Origin of the sequence: Arthrobacter sp. DNA4 (assembly GCF_024362385.1) — a bacterium.
Taxonomy (GTDB): domain Bacteria; phylum Actinomycetota; class Actinomycetes; order Actinomycetales; family Micrococcaceae; genus Arthrobacter.
This window is the reverse complement of record NZ_CP101466.1, coordinates 1,404,730-1,421,448: the sequence shown is the minus strand read 5'-3', so window position 1 is coordinate 1,421,448 and position 16,719 is coordinate 1,404,730. Positions and strand designations below refer to the sequence as shown.

Below are 16,719 nucleotides of genomic sequence, written 5' to 3'. Positions count from 1 at the left end.
ATCTTCCGGGCCGGACGCCTGCCGTTCGGAACAACGAAAGGACTACCCCATGTCCCTGCTCGACTCCGCCCTCTGGGAAGGCAAAATCTACCTCAACGGCTGGCGGGCGGGCGGCGGTGGGACCGCCCCCAGCATGGAACCGGCTACCGGTGGGCAGCTGGGGAGCTATGGCGTGGCTTCCGTGGCGGACGTCCGCGAAGCCGCAACCGCCGCCGCGAAGGCGCAAAAGGAATGGGCTGCCCGCAACCCCGAGGACCGGGCAGCGGTACTGCGCCGCGCCGGACAGCTCTGGGAGGAGCACGCTGCCGAGGTCCAGGACTGGATTGTGCGCGAATCAGGCGGCATTCCGCCCAAGGCAGGGCTGGAGACGCATATCGCAGCCAACGAATGCTACGACGCGTCGGCGCTGCCCTCGCTCCCTGCCGGTGACGTGCTGACGTCCAATGAAAACCGCTGGTCCTTTGCCCGGCGCCGTCCGGTGGGTGTTGTCTCTGTCATCGCGCCGTTCAACTTCCCGCTGATCCTCTCCATCCGCGCCGTGGCCCCTGCCCTGGCATTGGGTAACGCCGTGCTGCTCAAGCCGGACCCGCGGACCGCGGTCTGCGGCGGCGTGACCGTGATGCGCATCTTCGAGGAGGCCGGGCTTCCGCCGGGCCTGCTCTCCCTGCTGCCCGGCGGCGCCGACATCGGAGCCGCCGTCGTCGAAGCCCCCGAGGTCCGCGTGATCGCTTTCACGGGATCGACGGCGGTACCGGAAGATCGGTGAAACGGTACCGCCTGCTCAAGCGTGCCCACCTTGAACTCGGCGGCAACAATGCGCTCATCGTGCTCCCCGGCGCCGACCTGGCCAAGGCGGCCTCCGCGGCGGCGTTCGGCTCGTTCATGCACCAGGGCCAGATCTGCATGGCTGCCGGACGCCACATCGTGCATGAGGACATCTACGACGACTACGTTGCCGCCCTGTCGGAGAAGGCGGCCCACCTGCCCGTGGGAGATCCGAAGAGCGGCACCGTGGCGCTGGGGCCGGTCATTGATGAGCGCCAGCTGCAGCGGGTGGACGGGATCGTCCAGGACGCGGTCCAGGCGGGCGCCCGGCTCGCCGCCGGGGGAACCCACGATGGCCGGTTCTACAAGCCCGCCGTGCTGGTAGACCTGGACACTGACAGTCCTGCCTGGAAGGACGAAATCTTCGGCCCCGTGGCCCCGGTGATGAAGTTCTCCACCGTGGATGAGGCTGTGGCGCTGGCCAACGACAATGAGTACGGCCTGTCCATCGGGATCCTGGGCGACGTCGGACTGGCCATGACCATCGCCGACCGGCTGGACTCCGGGAAGGTCCACATCAACGAACAGACGGTCTCCGATGAGGCGAACTCCCCGTTTGGCGGAACGAAGAACTCAGGCAACGGCTCGCGGATCGGCGGCCACCACGCCAACATGGAATCGTTCACCGAGATCCAGTGGCTCACCATGCGACCGGACATCGCCCCGTACCCGTTCTAGGCCCGTTCCCGTCTTAGGGCGGGCAGCCCTCCGGTTACCTGTCACAGCCCGAATATTTGCCCCGCCAATACGTAGACTCCGTAAGCGCCCGCGGTGAGGAGGGCACCCAAATAAGTGAGCACGAGCCGCGTGTCGCGCAGGAAGCATTTGGACCGTGCCAGGCCCCGCCGCCTTGCCTTCCAGTACCCCGCAAACCCAAGGCCGGCGAAGACCGCCAGTGCGGCAGGTCCCGCCAGCCACCCCAGCAGCGCAACTGTGGCAAAAATGCACAACCGGAGCGGATCATACGGTGCCTGGCCGGTGGGTGCGGGGGTGCCCGGACCCTGCGGGGTGGAGTGCGCTGCGGCGTGTCGGCGCACCAGTTGGGACGGCTTGGGTCCTCCAGCAATGCGCCGGGCATCAGAGGCCGGGTCCATGAATCCTCCCTAAACCTGGCGCACCGGAAGCAGCCGTGCGCCGGTCACCGTGCTCATCCGCTGCCGGGCAAGGGAAGGCCATGCCTGAACAGCGCAGAAGGGCGCGCACTGGTGCTCCCCGTCGTCGCCCTTGGTTCCGACGTGGACGCAGCATTGGGTGAGCCGTTCCTCGATCATGGTGGACATGTCCATGAAGGGCTTGACCATGATCCGGGTGACCCGCTCGGCCAGGAACCGGCGCAGGCGCTGCTGCTGGCCCGGAAGCTTGCCTGCCGCCAAAGTGGTCAGCGTTCCGATGCCAAGATCGCACTGCGTGCAGATGTTCTTCCAAAGATCCATGGTCCGTGGGTGCGACAGGGACGACTGCTCACTCAGCAGGTCCAGCAGAGAGGTCTTCATCAGGTTCCGCAGTTCCAGCGGGATGGCGCTGTCAGCAATCCGGTTGGCGATGCTGTCAGGATTGAGTTCGAGCCACGACAGCAATTGGTCGTGGCCTACGAGCGCCGCCAGTGAACGCCAGGTGCCGGCGTCGTCCTTGAGCATGTAGCCCACCGATGCGCAGTGCGGATGGGAGCACGGCAGTGCCGTGAGGTCGTGCCAGGAGACCACACCACCGGTTTGTGACTCGAGCCTGTCCAGGACGCCGGTATGCGTGAGCCGGTCCAGGGGGTCGATGCCGTGCCCGCGCCCGGATCCAAACACGGGCTGCAGCGCCACGCCGCCCACGTACGGGGTCTCCAGGGCGCGCATCACCACGTCACCGATCTCACTGTCGTTGACGCCCAGGGATGCCGTCATGGTCAGGGTTGTGAATATCCCGGCCGCGGACAGGCGGGAGATGGCCGCATCCTTGTAGCGGGTCAGGTCGCCGCCCCGGTGGTGGATTGATGCCTCCCTGGAAGAGCCATCGTATTGGAGGTACACCTCCACGCGGTCACGGTGCCGCGCCAACAGGGCAAGCAGTTCGTCGTCAGTGGCCATCAGCATGCCGTTGCTGTTCACCATGATCCGCACGATCGGCCGGGCCACGAGTTCGTCCAGCAGCTCCGCCAGGTACGGGTACAGCGTTGGTTCACCGCCGGACAACATCAGCACATCGAGGCGGTTGTTCTCGCGTGCCAGGCGGGTATCAATATTGGCCAGCACCTCCTCAAGCGGAGCCACGCCCTGCAGTTGCGGTCCGGAGGCGGTGAAACAGGTGGGGCACTTCAGGTTGCAGTGCTCGATGATGTCCTGGAGCAGGATGCAGGTGTGCTGGGTCTGCATGGCGGGAAGCCCGTAGGCATACGCCTCGGGGATGGGACGGAAATTGCCTGCCCGGTCAGGAACGTGCTGCTTGGTGGGCGCCTGCCATTTCTCCAGGTAGCGAAGGATCTCCGGGGACTCGTCGTAGAGCGTGCGGACCAAACCGTGGTCCGGGCAACCTCGTTCAAGCCACACCCGCCCGCCGTGGATCAGCAGCGCCCCGGACAGCCGCCGGACCTCGCTGAGTGGAGGGTTGGTTTCATGGCAACGGGGGCAGAACGCCGTGACGTAGCGGTGGATCCGGTCACCCCGCAGCGGCTGGCCGGGCCCTGGCAACTCTCGAGACCTCATTGATCAGTGCTCCTTCTCAGACTCTGGTCTGTGCGAGGGCACCCACGCACAGTCCCCCGCCGAGCAACAGGAAGATGCCCAGCCCAATCAGCATCCCCGCCCCGGTCCGCGCGGTATCGGGGCGCACGGCAAGGGCAATGCCCAGTCCCAGGTAGACGGCGATGGGGACAAAGGCAGCGGGTCCGGCCAGGATGCTGGTCGCCCAGGAATTCGGCGCACCGACGCCGATTGTCGCCCAAAGGTAGAGGATGTACAACGCCAAAGCGCCAAATGTGAGGCCCGGGCCCAAGTAGCCGCGCCGCGGTTCCCCCTGCTGCCCCGGGCGGTCGGGCTCCTTCGGAGGGGGCGGAGCCTCCTGGTCATCGTCCATATCAAGCCCGGACCTGGACAAGGAAGCTGATGCAGAGACCGCCGCCGAGCAAGACAAAAGCGCCCAGGCCGATCAGCAGCCCTGCGCCCCAGAACGACGTCCGGCGCCGTGCGGCCAGCACGATCGCCACGGCCAGGTACAGGACGATGGGAATGAAGGGCGCCGGCACGGCCAGGAAGCTTGCGGACCAGGCATAGGGCCCCTGGGCTATGGTTCCCAGGACGTAGACCGCGTACAGCGCCACGGCGCCAAACACGGCCCCCAGCCCCAGGGACCCGCCCCGTGGTTCGTTGTCCTGGGCGTTCTCTTGCCGCCGTGGAGGAGGCTGCAGTGGCCCATCGGGGGTTTCTCCGCTCATGCCACGGTCCCTTCCAGTGCAGGGCGGACGGGCTTCCTGAACACCCGCCGGACGCGCCAGGCCAGTAAAGGCAGGACCGCCAGCAGGAACAGTTGGGGGCGGCTCAAACCAAGCCAGAGGACCTCGTTTCCCCGGACGAACTCGACGAAGAACCTGAAGACGGCGTAGGCGCTGACGAAACAGATGAAGAGGTCACCGGGATGGGGCATGGCGTCCCGGTAACGCCATATCAGGGCGAAGGCGGCCAGGTGGAAGGCGATCTCGTAGGCGAAGGACGGATGGAGGGCCACTCCCGCCGGGGCACCGGCCAGCGCAGCCTGGGCAGGGGTGAGGATGATGCCCCAGGATCCGCCGGTGGGGGTGCCCGGGAGCTCGGTGAGGAGGCAGCCCACCCGGCCGATAACCAAGGCCAGGGCCACCGCAGGCGCCAGCAGGTCTCCCGTGGACTCCCTGTAACCTGTCAGCCGTTTGCCAAGGTGGACGCCGAACCACGCCCCCACCAAGCCGGCGAGGATGCTCCGGTCACCGTTGCCCCACCAGTCCGCCAGGGACACCTGCCGGGACACGTCCCAGGTGAGCACGCGGGAGCCGATGCCCCCAAACGCCACGGCGAAACCGGCGATGGGCCACAAGCGGGGGTCGGTGAGGCCACGGCGGCGCTTCTCATAGGCGTAGAACAAGAGGGCTGCACCGATGCCCAGCCCCACCATGCCGGCATGCACCAGCGCGTTTCCCGCAAGGGGAAGCCCAATCATGGGCAGAGTGTAGCAACGGAACGCCCACCGAATGCGGGCCCTTCGGCCCTTACATGTGGACGTGCAGGCGGCGGGCTGCCTCGGAGATGGATCCGGTGAGCGACGGGTACACGGTGAAGGTGCTGGCGACGTCGTCCACGTGCAGCTTCTGCTTGACCGCGATGGAAATGGGGAAGATCAGCTCGGAGGCGTTGGGCCCGACCACCACGCCGCCGATCACCGTGCCGGAGCCCTTCCGGGCGAAGATCTTCACGAACCCATCCTTGGCGTTGCGCATCTTGGCGCGGGCGTTGCTTTTCAGGGAGAGCTTGATGACGTCGGCCTGGTACTTGCCGGACTCGATCTCGGCCTCTGAGACACCCACATTCGCGATTTCCGGTGAGGTGAAGATGTTGGAGGCCACCTGGTGGAGCTTGAGCGGGGTGACGCCGTCGCCCATGAAGTGCGCCACCGCGATCCGGCCCTGCATGGCGGCCACCGAGGCCAGCGGCAGGACGCCGGTGCAGTCACCGGCGGCGTAAATGTTAGGAGCCGTGGTCCGGGAGACGCCGTCGACCTTGATGTGGCCGCTTTCGCTCACGGCCACGCCTGCCTCCTCAAGGCCAATCCCCGCCGTGTTGGGGATGGAGCCAAGGCACAGGAGGCAGTGGCTGCCCGTCACCTTGGTGCCGTCGGAGAGGGTGACCACCACGCCGTCGTCCGTGCGTTCCACGGTCTGGGCACGGGAGCGGGACAAGACCCGCACACCGCGGCGTTCAAAGACTTCCTCCAGGACCACTGCGGCGTCAACGTCTGACCCCGGCAGCACGCGGTCACGGCTGGAGACCAGGGTGACCTTGGAACCCAGGCCGTTGTAGGCGGACGCGAATTCGGCGCCGGTGACGCCGGACCCCACCACAATGAGCTCCTCGGGCAGCTCGTCGAGGTTGTAGATCTGCGTCCAGTTCAGGATCCGTTCGCCGTCCGGGCGGGCCGTTTCCAGCTCGCGGGGGTGCGCGCCCACCGCCAGCAGGATGGTGTCGGCTTCGACGGTTTCGGTGCCGTCGACGGTCAGGACCTCGATCCGGTGGCTGTCCAGGAGACGGCCGGAGCCTTCGATGATGCGCACGCCCTGTTTCTCCAGGCCGTCTCGGATGTCCCGGGACTGGTTGCGGGCCAGGTTAAGGAGGCGGTCGTTGATGTGCTTGAGGTCGGCGCGCATGACCGGGACGAAGTCGCCGCCGTCGACGTCGAACTTCACTCCCAGCTCGCCGGCCTCTGCGACGCGGGTCATGAGGTCGGCCGTGGCAATGAGGGTCTTGGAGGGGACTACGTCGGTCAGCACCGCGGATCCACCGAGCCCGGCACGTTCGATGACGGTGACGGTCGCCCCCAGTGAGGCGGCCACCATGGCAGCTTCGTATCCGCCGGGACCACCTCCCAGGATTGCGATCCGCGGGGAACTGAAATCTGGATGCGTAGTCACAGTCATCCATTCTCTCCCATTTACGGCCCGACCACCAAGAAACCAGGGTGCTTTCCGGGCCTGCCGTGACCGGGGCAACATGGGCGGCAGGATAACTTGTACTGGTGAGTACAACAGACTTCCTGAACACGGACCCGTTCGCCGCCGCCCGCGCCGCCGCGGACTACATTGCGGAAGAAACTGGAGTGGACCGCCATGACACCGCCCTGGTTCTCGGCTCCGGGTGGGGCGAGGCCGCAGACCTGATCGGCGAGACCACCGCCACCCTGTCCGCCGAGGAGGTTCCCGGCTTCCACGCCCCCGCCGTGGAGGGCCACGTTGGCACCATCCGCTCCGTGCTGACCACGTCCGGCAAGCGCGCCCTGGTCCTGGGCGCCCGGACCCACTACTACGAGGGCAAGGGCGTCCGCGCCGTGGTGCACGGCATCCGGACCGCTGCGGCTGCCGGATGCAGCACCCTTGTCCTCACCAACGGCTGCGGCGGCCTCAATGAGGACTGGGCCCCCGGCACCCCGGTACTGATCCGGGACCACATCAACCTCACCGCCGCTTCCCCGCTGGAAGGCGCGACGTTCGTGGACCTGACGGACCTGTATTCGCCGCGGATCCGCGGGCTGGGCCGGGAAGTGGACCCCACCCTGGACGAGGGCGTGTACGCACAGTTCCCCGGCCCGCACTATGAGACGCCGGCAGAGGTGCAGTATGCCAAGCGGATCGGTGCGGACCTGATCGGCATGTCGACGGCGCTCGAGGCCATCGCAGGCCGTCATGCCGGCATGGAGGTGTTCGGTATTTCGCTGGTCACCAACCTTGCAGCAGGCATCAGCCCCCAGCCGCTCAGCCACCAGGAAGTGATCGAGTCCGGCCAGGCAGCGGGCCCGCGCATTTCCAGGCTGCTGGCTGACATCATCGCCCGGCTCTAGCGGGCCAGGCGCCCGGGGTGCGCCACGTGGGCGGGCAATGACGATAGCGTTATGCCCATGACGTCTTCCGATGCCGAACTTCGCCTGCTCGCCGAAGCCCGCGAATGGGCTGCCCAAGACCCGGATTCCGCAACGGAGGCCTCGCTCCTTGGGCTGGTCCGCCTTGTGGAGGATGGCGATCCCGCGGCCCGGCAGGAACTGGAAGACAGCTTCCGCGGCACACTGCAGTTCGGCACCGCGGGACTGCGGGCCGCGCTGGGCCCCGGCCCAAACCGGATGAACCGGGTGGTGGTCCGCCGGGCTGCAGCAGGACTCGCGGCGTTCCTGGTGGAGGCCGTGGCCAAGGCGGCGGCCGGCACCAGGCCGCGTGCCGTCGTCGGCTACGACGCCCGGTACAACTCGGATATTTTCGCGGCAGAAACGGCGGCGATCTTCACCGCGGCCGGCATCGAGACCTTCCTGCTGCCGGAAGCCCTCCCCACTCCCCTGCTGGCCTACGCTGTCCGCGCCCTGGAGTGCGACGGCGGCGTCATGGTCACCGCCAGCCACAACCCGCCGCAGGACAACGGGTACAAGGTGTACCTGGGGCGGCACGCGGTAACGGCAGAGGGCGACGGCGCCCAGATCGTGGCGCCGTACGATGCCGAAATCGCCGCGCGCATCAGCGCCGTGGGGCCGCTGGAGTCCATAGCGCTGGCAGGGGACGGATGGACCGTCCTGGACGGCTCCATCGCCGCCGATTACCAGCGGGCGACGGCGGCACTGGCCATGCCGGAGCGCTTTCCGGCCCGCGATCTCCGGATTGTCCTGACCCCGCTGCACGGCGTCGGCGGCGGGACGGCGCTGGAAGTACTCAAGGCGGCAGGTTTCACGGATGTCACCGTGGTGGCCGAGCAGGCCGATCCAGACCCCGATTTCCCCACCGTCAGTTTCCCCAACCCTGAGGAACCCGGCGCACTGGACCTTGCCCTGGAAGCAGCGGCACGGCTGGACGCCGACCTGGTCATCGCCAACGACCCCGACGCCGACAGGGCTGCCGTGGCGGCCAAGGACCCCGACACCGGCGCGTGGCGCATGCTCCGCGGGGACGAAGTGGGGTCCCTGCTGGGCGCCCACATGGTGGCCCGGCTCGCGGACGGCGACTCCGTCGCGGAGGGTGACGGCCGGCGTGTGTTCGCCAATTCGATTGTGTCCTCCCGTCTGCTGGCGCGCATCGCGGCGGCCGCCGGACTCGACCATGAGGAAACGCTGACCGGATTCAAGTGGATTTCCCGGGTCCCGGGGCTGGTCTACGGGTACGAGGAGGCGCTGGGATACTGCGTCGCCCCGGATCAGGTGAAGGACAAGGACGGCATTTCCGCCGCGGTCCTGATCGCCGAACTCGCGGCCACTGCCAAAGCCGCAGGCAAGACGGTCTTCGACACGCTGGACGAGCTCTACCTCCAGCACGGCCTGCATGCCAGCGACCAGCTGAGCATCAGGGTTGCGGACCTGGGACTGCTGGACGCCATGATGAACCGCCTCCGGGTTTCGCCGCCGGAGTCGTTCGGGCAGTCAGCGGTGGAGGTATTCACGGACCTGGCCGAAGGCAGCGCGCAGCTGCCGCCGACGGAAGGCCTGCTTTACATCACCCGGAACCTGACCCGCGTGATCATCCGGCCCAGCGGCACCGAGCCCAAACTCAAGTGCTACCTGGAAGTCATCCACCAGGTGGGCTCCGCCGCGGAACTGCCGGCGGCACGCCAGGCTGCGCGCGCCTCGCTGGACGAAGTCCTCCACGACGTGAGCGAGGCGCTGGGTCTTTAACCACGGAAAGGGCACGCCGCTTCGGCGCGCCCTTTCCCTGCGGAAAATCCTAGAGCTCCACCTCGACGAAGCCGTCCCTGACACGGGTGCGGAACGCTGCCAGCCGCAGGCCCGGAGTGGTGAAGCATTCACCGGTCTCCAGATCGTAGACCTCCTTGTGCAGCGGCGAGGCGATCGTGGGGCGGGTGCCCTTGGAACCGAGGATGCCGCGGGCCACGACGTGGGCTCCGGTGGCAGGGTCCTCGTGCGCCACGGCGAAGACTTCGCTGGGGCCGGTGCGGAACAGTGCCACCTGGCGGCCTGCCACCAGGGCGGCCTCGCCCCATGCCGGTTCGAGGTCATCCACCATGCAGACACGGTGCCAGCCGGTCCCGAACCCGGCGGTGTCTGATTCGGCGGCGAGCGCCCCAAGTTCAAGTGTTGCCGTCATGTCCGGCTCCTTTCCCTGTGCCTGTTGTCCCTTGCATTGGCAGCTTTTGCGGCCGTGTCCCACGCTAGGGTCCGGGTGTTTCAAAGGGGTGCGGTGAATGTGTCCGGCGCGTAAAAGAGACCTAACGCGGGCGGAAATGCGTTCGTGATGCAGAAGTTAAGTTGACGAAACAATTGGGAAACTGAGGCGAAACTGCCCCTTCCTAGGCTGGATGCACAAGCTGCAGAGCACCGTCTGCGGCCCATGCGAAAGGCCCACAGTGACCGAACAGACTTCAAGCACAGAGACTCCGCGCCGCATCGTCGTCGCCGGCGGCGGCCCAGCGGCCCACCGTTTTGCGGACGCCATGCATGCCCGCGGCCTCGACGGCTGGCATGTCACGGTCCTCACCGAGGAAGCCCACCTCCCCTACGACCGGGTCGCACTTTCCAAGGCCCTCACCGATGCCGGCGTGGACCTCACCCTGGGCACCGCCTCCATGTGGGACCACGGATCGCTGGTCCTGAAGACCGGCGAGCGCGTGGTGAAGATCAATCCGGAAACAAAGAGCGTGGAAACCGCCGCCGGCCACAGCTACGAGTACGACCAGCTGGTGGTGGCCACGGGGTCGGACGCTGTACGCCTGCCCATCCCCGGTGCTGAGCACGCCCACGTGTACCGGACGCTCGAGGACGTGTGGGCCATCAACAAAGCCATTGTCGAACTCACCGCGAAGCTCGGCCGCAAAATCAACGCGGTGACCATCGGCGGCGGACTCCTGGGCCTTGAGTCGGCCGCCGGCACCGAGCAGCTCGGTGCCACCCCCGTCGTCATCAACGGGGCTCCCTGGCTGATGAACACCCAGCTGGACGAGGGCGCGGGCCAGGCCCTGGGCCGGCTCATCGAAGCCAAGGGCTTCGAGGTCCACGGCGGGGTGTTCCCGTCCGAGATTTTGGCGGACGACGACGGCCAGGTCACCGGAGTGCTCATGGCTGACGAACGCGTCATCCCGGCAGACCTGGTGATTGTCGCCGTCGGCGTCAAACCCCGCGACGAACTCTTCCGCGCAGCCGAGGGCGAAGACCAGCTCTTCAGCCTGGGCCCCCGCGGCGGGGTGGTCATCAACGATTACTGCGCCACTGAAGTACCGGGCATCTGGGCCATCGGCGAAGTGGCCAACTTCGGCGGCATGTGCCTGGGCCTGGTGGCCCCCGCCAACACCATGGCCGAGATCGTGGCCGACCGGCTTCACGGCGGCGACGCCACCTTCCCGGGCTTCGACACCGCCACCAAGCTCAAGCTGTCCGGGGTGGATGTAGCCAGTTTCGGTGACGCCTTCGCCCGGACCGAACACGCCCTGGAAATCGTCTACGCCGACCCCGCCCGCGGCGTGTACCAGAAGATCGTGACCACCGACGACGCGAAGACCCTCCTCGGCGGCATCTTCGTGGGCGACGCCTCTCCGTACATGAGCCTGCGCCCGCTCCTGGGCCGCGAACTTCCCGCGGAGCCCGGCGCATTCCTCAGCGCGGCCGGCGGCGGCGATGCTCCCGAAACCGAACTGCCCGACGACGCCACCTTGTGCTCCTGCAACAACGTCACCGCGGGAACCATCCGGGACACCATCAACGGCTGCGGCGCCTGCGAGGGCAACGCCCCCGTCCAGGAGCTGGGCGAGCTGAAGGGCTGCACCCGGGCCGGCACCCAGTGCGGCTCCTGCGTGCCGATGCTGAAGAAGCTGCTGGAAACTGAGCTGACCAAGTCCGGCGTCGAGGTCTCCAAGGCCCTGTGCGAGCACATTGAACTGTCCAGGCAGGAACTCTTCGACGCCATCCGTGTCCTGGGACTGACCTCCTTCGAGGAGATCATGGCCAAGTACGGCACCGGCGACGGCTGCGACATCTGCAAGCCCACCATCGCCAACATCCTGGCCAGCCAGAACAGCGCCTACGTGCTGGACGCAGGCCGCGGAACCCTGCAGGACACCAACGACCGCGCCCTGGCCAACATGCAGAAGGACGGCACCTACTCGGTGGTCCCCCGCATCGCCGGTGGCGAAATCACCCCGAAGAAGCTCGGAGTGATCGCCGCCGTCGCCGAAAAGTACGGCCTGTACACCAAGATCACCGGCGGCCAGCGGATCGACATGTTCGGCGCCCGGCTGGAACAGCTCCCGGAGATCTGGAAGGAACTGGTGGACGCCGGCTTCGAGTCCGGCCAGGCCTACGGCAAGAGCCTGCGGACGGTGAAGTCCTGCGTCGGTTCCACCTGGTGCCGGTTCGGTGTCCAGGACTCCGTAGCCATGGCCATCCAGCTGGAGCTGCGCTACCGCGGCCTGCGGAGCCCGCACAAGCTCAAGATGGGCGTCTCCGGCTGCGCCCGCGAATGCGCCGAGGCCCGCGGCAAGGACGTGGGCGTGATCGCCACCGCCGACGGCTGGAACCTCTATGTGGGCGGCAACGGCGGAGCCACGCCGGCGCACGCACAGCTGCTGGCCAAGGACCTGGACGACGAGACCCTGATCAAGTACATCGACCGCTACTTCATGTACTACATCCGCACGGCGGACCGCCTGCAGCGCACGGCCCGGTGGCAGGAAGAGCTCGACGGCGGCATCAAACACGTGGAGGACGTGGTGGTCAAGGACACGCTGGGCATCGCCGCAGACCTCGAGGCTGCCATGGCCAAGCACGTGGACACCTACGTCGACGAGTGGGCTGACACCCTGAAGGACCCCGAGCGCCTGCGCCGGTTCCGCTCGTTCGTCAACGCACCCGACCAAAAAGACGACTCCATCACCTTCGTTCCGGACGAGCGCGGCCAGATGCGGCCCGCCACTGCGGAGGAGAAGGGGAAAGTCCTGATCGGGGCCTCCATCCCGGTCCGCACCACCACGACCACCCCTGGAAACGAGGCATAACCATGCAGCTCAGTATCGACCTCACCGGCCGGGACGTCCTGGTGACCGGCACCCCTGCTGCCGCGCGGCAGGCGGTGCGGCGGTACAAAGCCGCGGGCGCCGTCGTCCACCGCCTCACCAGCCCGTACAACGCCCAGGGCGCCCCGCTGCCCAAAGGACTGTTCCTGGTTGCCGCCGTCGAGGACGGGCAGCCCGGCTGGGCCGGCCTCCTGGACCGCTGCCGGGACGCAGGCATCCCCGTCGCTGCCGAACCTGCCGCCGGTGCCGCCGGGCACGTCACCCTGGTAGGGGGCGGCCCGGGCACCAGCGACCTGCTCACCGTGGCCGCCGTCAAGGCGCTGCGCGATGCGGACGTGGTGTTTTATGACCGCCTCGCTCCGTACCAGGAACTGCCGCTGCTGACGTCCGCGGAACTGGTGGATGTGGGAAAGAAGCCGGGGCACCACAAGGTCAGCCAGTCGGATATCGAAAAGCTGATGGTGGAAAGCGCACTGGCCGGGAACAATGTGGTCCGCCTCAAGGGCGGGGACCCCTACGTGTTCGGCCGCGGAGGCGAGGAAGTAGCCGCCTGCGTGGCCGCCGGCGTCCAGGTCCAGGTGGTGTCCGGCGTGACCAGCGCCATCTCGGTGCCCGCCGCTGCAGGCATCCCGGTCACCCACCGGGAAGTCAGCCACATGTTCACCGTCGTCTCCGGGCATGCACCGCTCACCGAAAAGGAGCACCACCACTTGGCCGGCCTGGGCGGCACCATCGTGGTGCTCATGGGCATCGGCACCCTCCACCAGCTCGCCGCCGGCCTTCGCCGCGCCGGGATGCGCCCGGACATGCCCATGGCAGTGGTGGAACGCGGATACCGGCCGGGCCAGCGCACCACCATCGCCGATCTGGGTACCATCACCTCTGCCGCGGCCGGCTGCAGCAACCCGGCCGTGCTGGTCATCGGTGAGGTGGTGCGGGTGGCTGAAGCCAACCAGCAGCACGCCGGTGCCGCCGCCGACCTGGACAGGCTGGCGGCCTCGCTGCTGGGATCATGAAAGGATTGACCCCCATGACTGCACTTGCACCGGCCGAATCACCGCAGGCTGAAGAATCCACCGACGCCGCGGAGTCGCCGCTGGAGGGATTCCGCATCGGCGTCACCTCGGACCGGCGGTCCCGCGACCTGATCGAGGCCCTGGAACGGCGCGGCGCTGAAGTGCTGCACGCCCCCGCACTGAAGATCGCCCCCGTCCAGGAGGACATGCGCCTCATCGAGGACACCCGGGCCATCATCGCGGCCAAACCCGACCTCTGCATTGCCACCACCGCCTATGGCATGCGCCGCTGGTGCGAGGCAGCGGATTCCTTCGGGATCGGCGACGAGCTGCTGGAGACGCTGGGCAGCTGCCGCATGTTCGTCCGGGGACCGAAAGCCCGCGGTGCGGTGCGCGCGGCCGGCCTTGCCGACGTCGGCATCAGCAGCGACGAAACCACCTCCACCCTGGTGGACATGCTGCTCACCGAGGGCGTCCGGGGCAAGACTGTCGCCATGCAGCTGCACGGCTACACCGACGTCCGCCAGATCGAGCGCCTGCGGATGTCCGGTGCCACGGTCCTGACAGTCACGCCCTACCGCTGGGTCAAGCCCGACGGCGAGGACAGGCTTCCGCGGCTGATCGACGCCGCCTGCACAGGCAACCTGGACGTCCTGACCTTCACCAGCGCCCCCGCCGTGGACGCCATGTGGAGCACGGCCCATGAGATGGGGCTCTACAAGCAGCTGGTGGAGAGCCTGAAACTGAACGTCACCACGGCCGTGGTGGGTCCTGTCACGGCGCAGCCCCTCCTGGACGCCGGGATCACGCCGCTCATCCCCGAGCGGTTCCGCATGGGCGCACTCATCCGGCTGGTATGCGAGCACCTGGCACTGAACCACGTCCGGCGGCTGGAGACCCGCTCCGGGAGCATCGAGCTACGTGGCCGCAGCCTGCGCATCGACGGCCGGCAGGTGGAACTGGCACCGGCTCCCCTGCTGCTCCTGCGCGCCCTGCTGGGCGCCGGCGGCGCGGTCCTGTCCCGCGAATCGCTGTCCGACCTGCTGGAACTGCGCGGCTCCGTCCACGCGCTGGACATGACCGTGAGCCGCCTGCGGTCCTCGCTGCCGGACGGCAAGCTGATCGAAACCGTGGTCAAGCGCGGGTACCGGATCCGCGTCTAGGTGGCTGCGGCCGGGCGCCCAGCGCCCGGCGCGGCGGCTTTTGTGTCGGCGGACGGACGAATGAGAGGTGCGTCACGGGTTCTGTTACCGGCGGGTAAATACTGGCGAACACGGGTCCGCTAAACAGCAACTGAAGGGAAACACCCCGGAAAAGACGCCCGCCTACGCTGTGTTCCATCACGAAGTTCCGGCCGCTTACCGGCCGCCAGCGAAAGGGCCAGCACATGTCCGCTCCGGCACCCTCACCGTCCACCTCCACCGCAACCCGCATTGTCATTGCCGGTGCCGGCCCCGCTGCGCAGGCCCTGGTGGCGCAGCTGGACCGCGCCCGGTTCAGCGGCACCATCACCGTGCTGAGCAACCGCGATGACACTCCCGCCGAGCTGCTGGAGCTGGCCCTGCTGCCCCAGGTTTCCGTACGCTTTGGCCAGCCTGCCAGCCACATCGACGCGGTCAACCGCACCGTGGCCACGGCTGACGGCATGGAGTTCGCCTACGACCAACTGGTCATCGCCACCGGCTCCGCCCCCGTGGCGAACCCGGTGGACGGGGCCGCGCAATGCCTGAGCTATGCCACCATCGACGACGCACCGCGCATCGCGAACTCCGTACAGAAGGTGGCACGGGAGCTGGGGCGGCGCCCGGTGGGGATCCTGGTGGGCACCGGAGCCGCGGCGGGACAGGCCGAAGCGGTTCTGCGGGCCAAGGGTGTCCGGCCCATCCGCACCACCGCCCGCCCTGCCGCCGTCATCCCTGCTGTCGTGTCCGGTGCATCCGCCTCCCGGGCGCCCGCGTCCGCCGTGGTCTTCGAGGATGGCAGCAGCATGACCGGTGACCTTGTTGTCCTGGCCGAGGAACGGGTCTCCCGCGACGGGCTGGCCGCCAGCGCAGGCCTGCAGACCGCAGCCGGGGGTGGCATCGTGATCAGCCGGGACTACCGCACGTCTGTTCCGGGGATCTGGGCGATCGGGGACGCGGCAGCGTTCGACGGCGTGCGGCTGGGACTGCTGGTGGCAGCGGCTTCGGCGGCAGGCGCCTGCGCCACCCAGCTGCTGACGGCGGCAGCGGAAGCGCCGGCCCTGCAGGCGGCCTGAGCGGCCGTGCCCCGCTGCGGGGGCGCCGGGCTCTCCTGGCGCTCCCGGCGCTCCGGGTGGGGCATGCTGCGGTGCGGCCCGCTGTGACAAGATGGTTCCCGAAACCGAGTCAACGCCGGGCCCACAAGGCACTCCGAGAGGACCATCATGAGCAACGAAGCCACCGTTCACGCAGGCACCGCCCACCCGGACGGCCGCGCGGACATCGCCTCCTACATTGACCACACGCTGCTCAAGCCTGAGGCCTCGGAAGCTGACGTACTGAAGGTCTGCGCCGAGGCGGCCGAGTACCGGTTCAAGTCGGTCTGCGTCAATCCCATCTGGGTCAAGACCGTCACCACCGCCCTCAGGGGCTCGGGCGTCCTCACCTGCTCCGTGGTGGGCTTCCCCCTGGGGGCCACTCCCACGGACGTGAAATCGTTCGAAGCCCGCGGCGCAGTCCTGGACGGCGCCGAAGAGGTGGACATGGTGATCAACATTGCTGCCGCCAGGGCCGGTGACAAGGGCGCCCTGACGGAGGACATCGCCGCCGTGGCTGAGACCGTGCACGCCGGCGGTGCCATCCTGAAAGTGATCATCGAAACAGCCCTGCTGACGGATGAGCAGAAGGTGCTGGCGTGCCAGGCTGCCGTGGAGGCCGGAGCCGACTTCGTGAAGACCTCCACGGGGTTCAACGGCGGGGGCGCCACCGTCGAGGACGTGGCCCTGATGCGCAGGACCGTGGGCCCGGAGGTGGGGGTCAAGGCCTCCGGGGGCGTACGGTCCCTTGCCGATGCGCAGGCTATGATTGCAGCAGGTGCAACACGAATTGGTGCCAGCTCCGGAATTGCCATCGTCAAGGGTGAACAGGGTTCAGCCGCTTACTGACCCTGGCCGGAAGCCGCCACAGATCAAGCCCCGCGGGGCC

At 67.9% G+C, this 16,719-nt stretch carries 16 protein-coding genes; 9 read left to right on the top strand and 7 right to left on the bottom strand.

Annotation, left to right across the window (positions count from 1 at the left end; translation table 11 throughout):
* Nucleotides 1-49: 49 nt before the first annotated feature.
* The gene (locus tag NMQ03_RS21115) at nucleotides 50-766 is read left to right on the top strand and encodes an aldehyde dehydrogenase family protein (protein ID WP_369693205.1); all 717 of its coding nucleotides are present in this window, start codon (nucleotides 50-52) and stop codon (nucleotides 764-766) included.
* Complete coding sequence (locus NMQ03_RS21110; RefSeq protein ID WP_369693204.1) at nucleotides 763-1,503, top strand: aldehyde dehydrogenase family protein; 741 nt, start codon at nucleotides 763-765, stop codon at nucleotides 1,501-1,503. Before NMQ03_RS21115 ends, NMQ03_RS21110 begins: the two co-directional genes overlap by 4 nt.
* Before the next feature lie 41 nt (nucleotides 1,504-1,544).
* On the opposite strand, the gene NMQ03_RS06630 is transcribed toward NMQ03_RS21110, so the two are convergent.
* From NMQ03_RS06630 to NMQ03_RS06605, 6 genes are all read right to left on the bottom strand, one after another.
* Nucleotides 1,545-1,919, bottom strand: a complete 375-nt coding sequence (locus NMQ03_RS06630) for a hypothetical protein (protein ID WP_255174922.1) — start codon at nucleotides 1,917-1,919, stop codon at nucleotides 1,545-1,547.
* Between the two features lie 9 nt (nucleotides 1,920-1,928).
* Nucleotides 1,929-3,515 (bottom strand): radical SAM protein, encoded by a 1,587-nt coding sequence (locus NMQ03_RS06625; protein WP_255174921.1) that lies wholly within the window; start codon nucleotides 3,513-3,515, stop codon nucleotides 1,929-1,931.
* 16 nt (nucleotides 3,516-3,531) lie between these two features.
* Nucleotides 3,532-3,777 carry a hypothetical protein gene (locus NMQ03_RS06620; protein WP_255174920.1) on the bottom strand — a complete coding sequence of 82 codons (246 nt, stop codon included), beginning with the start codon at nucleotides 3,775-3,777 and terminating at the stop codon, nucleotides 3,532-3,534.
* A gap of 109 nt (nucleotides 3,778-3,886) precedes the next feature.
* Complete coding sequence (locus NMQ03_RS06615; protein ID WP_255174919.1) at nucleotides 3,887-4,243, bottom strand: hypothetical protein; 357 nt, start codon at nucleotides 4,241-4,243, stop codon at nucleotides 3,887-3,889.
* Entirely contained in the window at nucleotides 4,240-4,998 is a 759-nt protein-coding gene (locus NMQ03_RS06610; protein WP_255174918.1) for a prolipoprotein diacylglyceryl transferase, read from the bottom strand. The genes NMQ03_RS06615 and NMQ03_RS06610 overlap by 4 nt, the downstream gene beginning before the upstream one ends.
* Before the next feature lie 49 nt (nucleotides 4,999-5,047).
* Nucleotides 5,048-6,463 carry an NAD(P)H-quinone dehydrogenase gene (locus tag NMQ03_RS06605; protein WP_255174917.1) on the bottom strand — a complete coding sequence of 472 codons (1,416 nt, stop codon included), beginning with the start codon at nucleotides 6,461-6,463 and terminating at the stop codon, nucleotides 5,048-5,050.
* Nucleotides 6,464-6,567: 104 nt separating this feature from the next.
* Between NMQ03_RS06605 and NMQ03_RS06600 the strand changes: the two genes are divergently transcribed.
* Nucleotides 6,568-7,386: a purine-nucleoside phosphorylase gene (locus NMQ03_RS06600; protein ID WP_255174916.1), complete on the top strand. Its 819-nt coding sequence runs from the start codon at nucleotides 6,568-6,570 to the stop codon at nucleotides 7,384-7,386.
* A 57-nt stretch (nucleotides 7,387-7,443) separates the two neighbouring features.
* On the top strand, nucleotides 7,444-9,192 hold the full coding sequence (locus NMQ03_RS06595; protein WP_255174915.1) for a phospho-sugar mutase: 1,749 nt from the start codon (nucleotides 7,444-7,446) through the stop codon (nucleotides 9,190-9,192).
* A gap of 49 nt (nucleotides 9,193-9,241) precedes the next feature.
* On the opposite strand, the gene nirD is transcribed toward NMQ03_RS06595, so the two are convergent.
* A complete protein-coding gene (gene nirD, locus NMQ03_RS06590) occupies nucleotides 9,242-9,622 on the bottom strand; it encodes a nitrite reductase small subunit NirD (RefSeq protein ID WP_255174914.1) in 381 nt (126 codons plus the stop codon).
* A gap of 259 nt (nucleotides 9,623-9,881) precedes the next feature.
* Here nirD and nirB point away from each other — a divergent pair, with 259 nt between their 5' ends.
* The 5 genes from nirB (at nucleotide 9,882) to deoC (ending at nucleotide 16,679) form a co-directional block, all read left to right on the top strand.
* Nucleotides 9,882-12,521, top strand: a complete 2,640-nt coding sequence (gene nirB / locus NMQ03_RS06585; RefSeq protein ID WP_255174913.1) for a nitrite reductase large subunit NirB — start codon at nucleotides 9,882-9,884, stop codon at nucleotides 12,519-12,521.
* Between the two features lie 2 nt (nucleotides 12,522-12,523).
* Nucleotides 12,524-13,555, top strand: a complete 1,032-nt coding sequence (gene cobA / locus NMQ03_RS06580) for a uroporphyrinogen-III C-methyltransferase (protein WP_255174912.1) — start codon at nucleotides 12,524-12,526, stop codon at nucleotides 13,553-13,555.
* 14 nt (nucleotides 13,556-13,569) lie between these two features.
* Entirely contained in the window at nucleotides 13,570-14,718 is a 1,149-nt protein-coding gene (locus NMQ03_RS06575; RefSeq protein ID WP_255174911.1) for a uroporphyrinogen-III synthase, read from the top strand.
* A gap of 224 nt (nucleotides 14,719-14,942) precedes the next feature.
* On the top strand, nucleotides 14,943-15,812 hold the full coding sequence (locus NMQ03_RS06570) for an FAD-dependent oxidoreductase (RefSeq protein ID WP_255174910.1): 870 nt from the start codon (nucleotides 14,943-14,945) through the stop codon (nucleotides 15,810-15,812).
* Nucleotides 15,813-15,959: 147 nt separating this feature from the next.
* On the top strand, nucleotides 15,960-16,679 hold the full coding sequence (gene deoC, locus NMQ03_RS06565; RefSeq protein WP_255174909.1) for a deoxyribose-phosphate aldolase: 720 nt from the start codon (nucleotides 15,960-15,962) through the stop codon (nucleotides 16,677-16,679).
* Nucleotides 16,680-16,719: the final 40 nt, after the last annotated feature.

What these genes read in the sequence shown, in the direction of transcription:
- NMQ03_RS21115 (WP_369693205.1), top strand. Translation starts at nt 50, where the DNA reads ATGTCCCTGCTCGACTCCGCCCTCTGGGAAGGCAAAATCTACCTCAAC.
- NMQ03_RS06630 (WP_255174922.1), bottom strand. Translation starts at nt 1,919, where the DNA reads ATGGACCCGGCCTCTGATGCCCGGCGCATTGCTGGAGGACCCAAGCCG.
- NMQ03_RS06625 (WP_255174921.1), bottom strand. Translation starts at nt 3,515, where the DNA reads ATGAGGTCTCGAGAGTTGCCAGGGCCCGGCCAGCCGCTGCGGGGTGAC.
- NMQ03_RS06615 (WP_255174919.1), bottom strand. Translation starts at nt 4,243, where the DNA reads ATGAGCGGAGAAACCCCCGATGGGCCACTGCAGCCTCCTCCACGGCGG.
- NMQ03_RS06610 (WP_255174918.1), bottom strand. Translation starts at nt 4,998, where the DNA reads ATGATTGGGCTTCCCCTTGCGGGAAACGCGCTGGTGCATGCCGGCATG.
- NMQ03_RS06595 (WP_255174915.1), top strand. Translation starts at nt 7,444, where the DNA reads ATGACGTCTTCCGATGCCGAACTTCGCCTGCTCGCCGAAGCCCGCGAA.
- nirD (WP_255174914.1), bottom strand. Translation starts at nt 9,622, where the DNA reads ATGACGGCAACACTTGAACTTGGGGCGCTCGCCGCCGAATCAGACACC.
- cobA (WP_255174912.1), top strand. Translation starts at nt 12,524, where the DNA reads ATGCAGCTCAGTATCGACCTCACCGGCCGGGACGTCCTGGTGACCGGC.
- NMQ03_RS06575 (WP_255174911.1), top strand. Translation starts at nt 13,570, where the DNA reads ATGACTGCACTTGCACCGGCCGAATCACCGCAGGCTGAAGAATCCACC.
- NMQ03_RS06570 (WP_255174910.1), top strand. Translation starts at nt 14,943, where the DNA reads ATGTCCGCTCCGGCACCCTCACCGTCCACCTCCACCGCAACCCGCATT.
- deoC (WP_255174909.1), top strand. Translation starts at nt 15,960, where the DNA reads ATGAGCAACGAAGCCACCGTTCACGCAGGCACCGCCCACCCGGACGGC.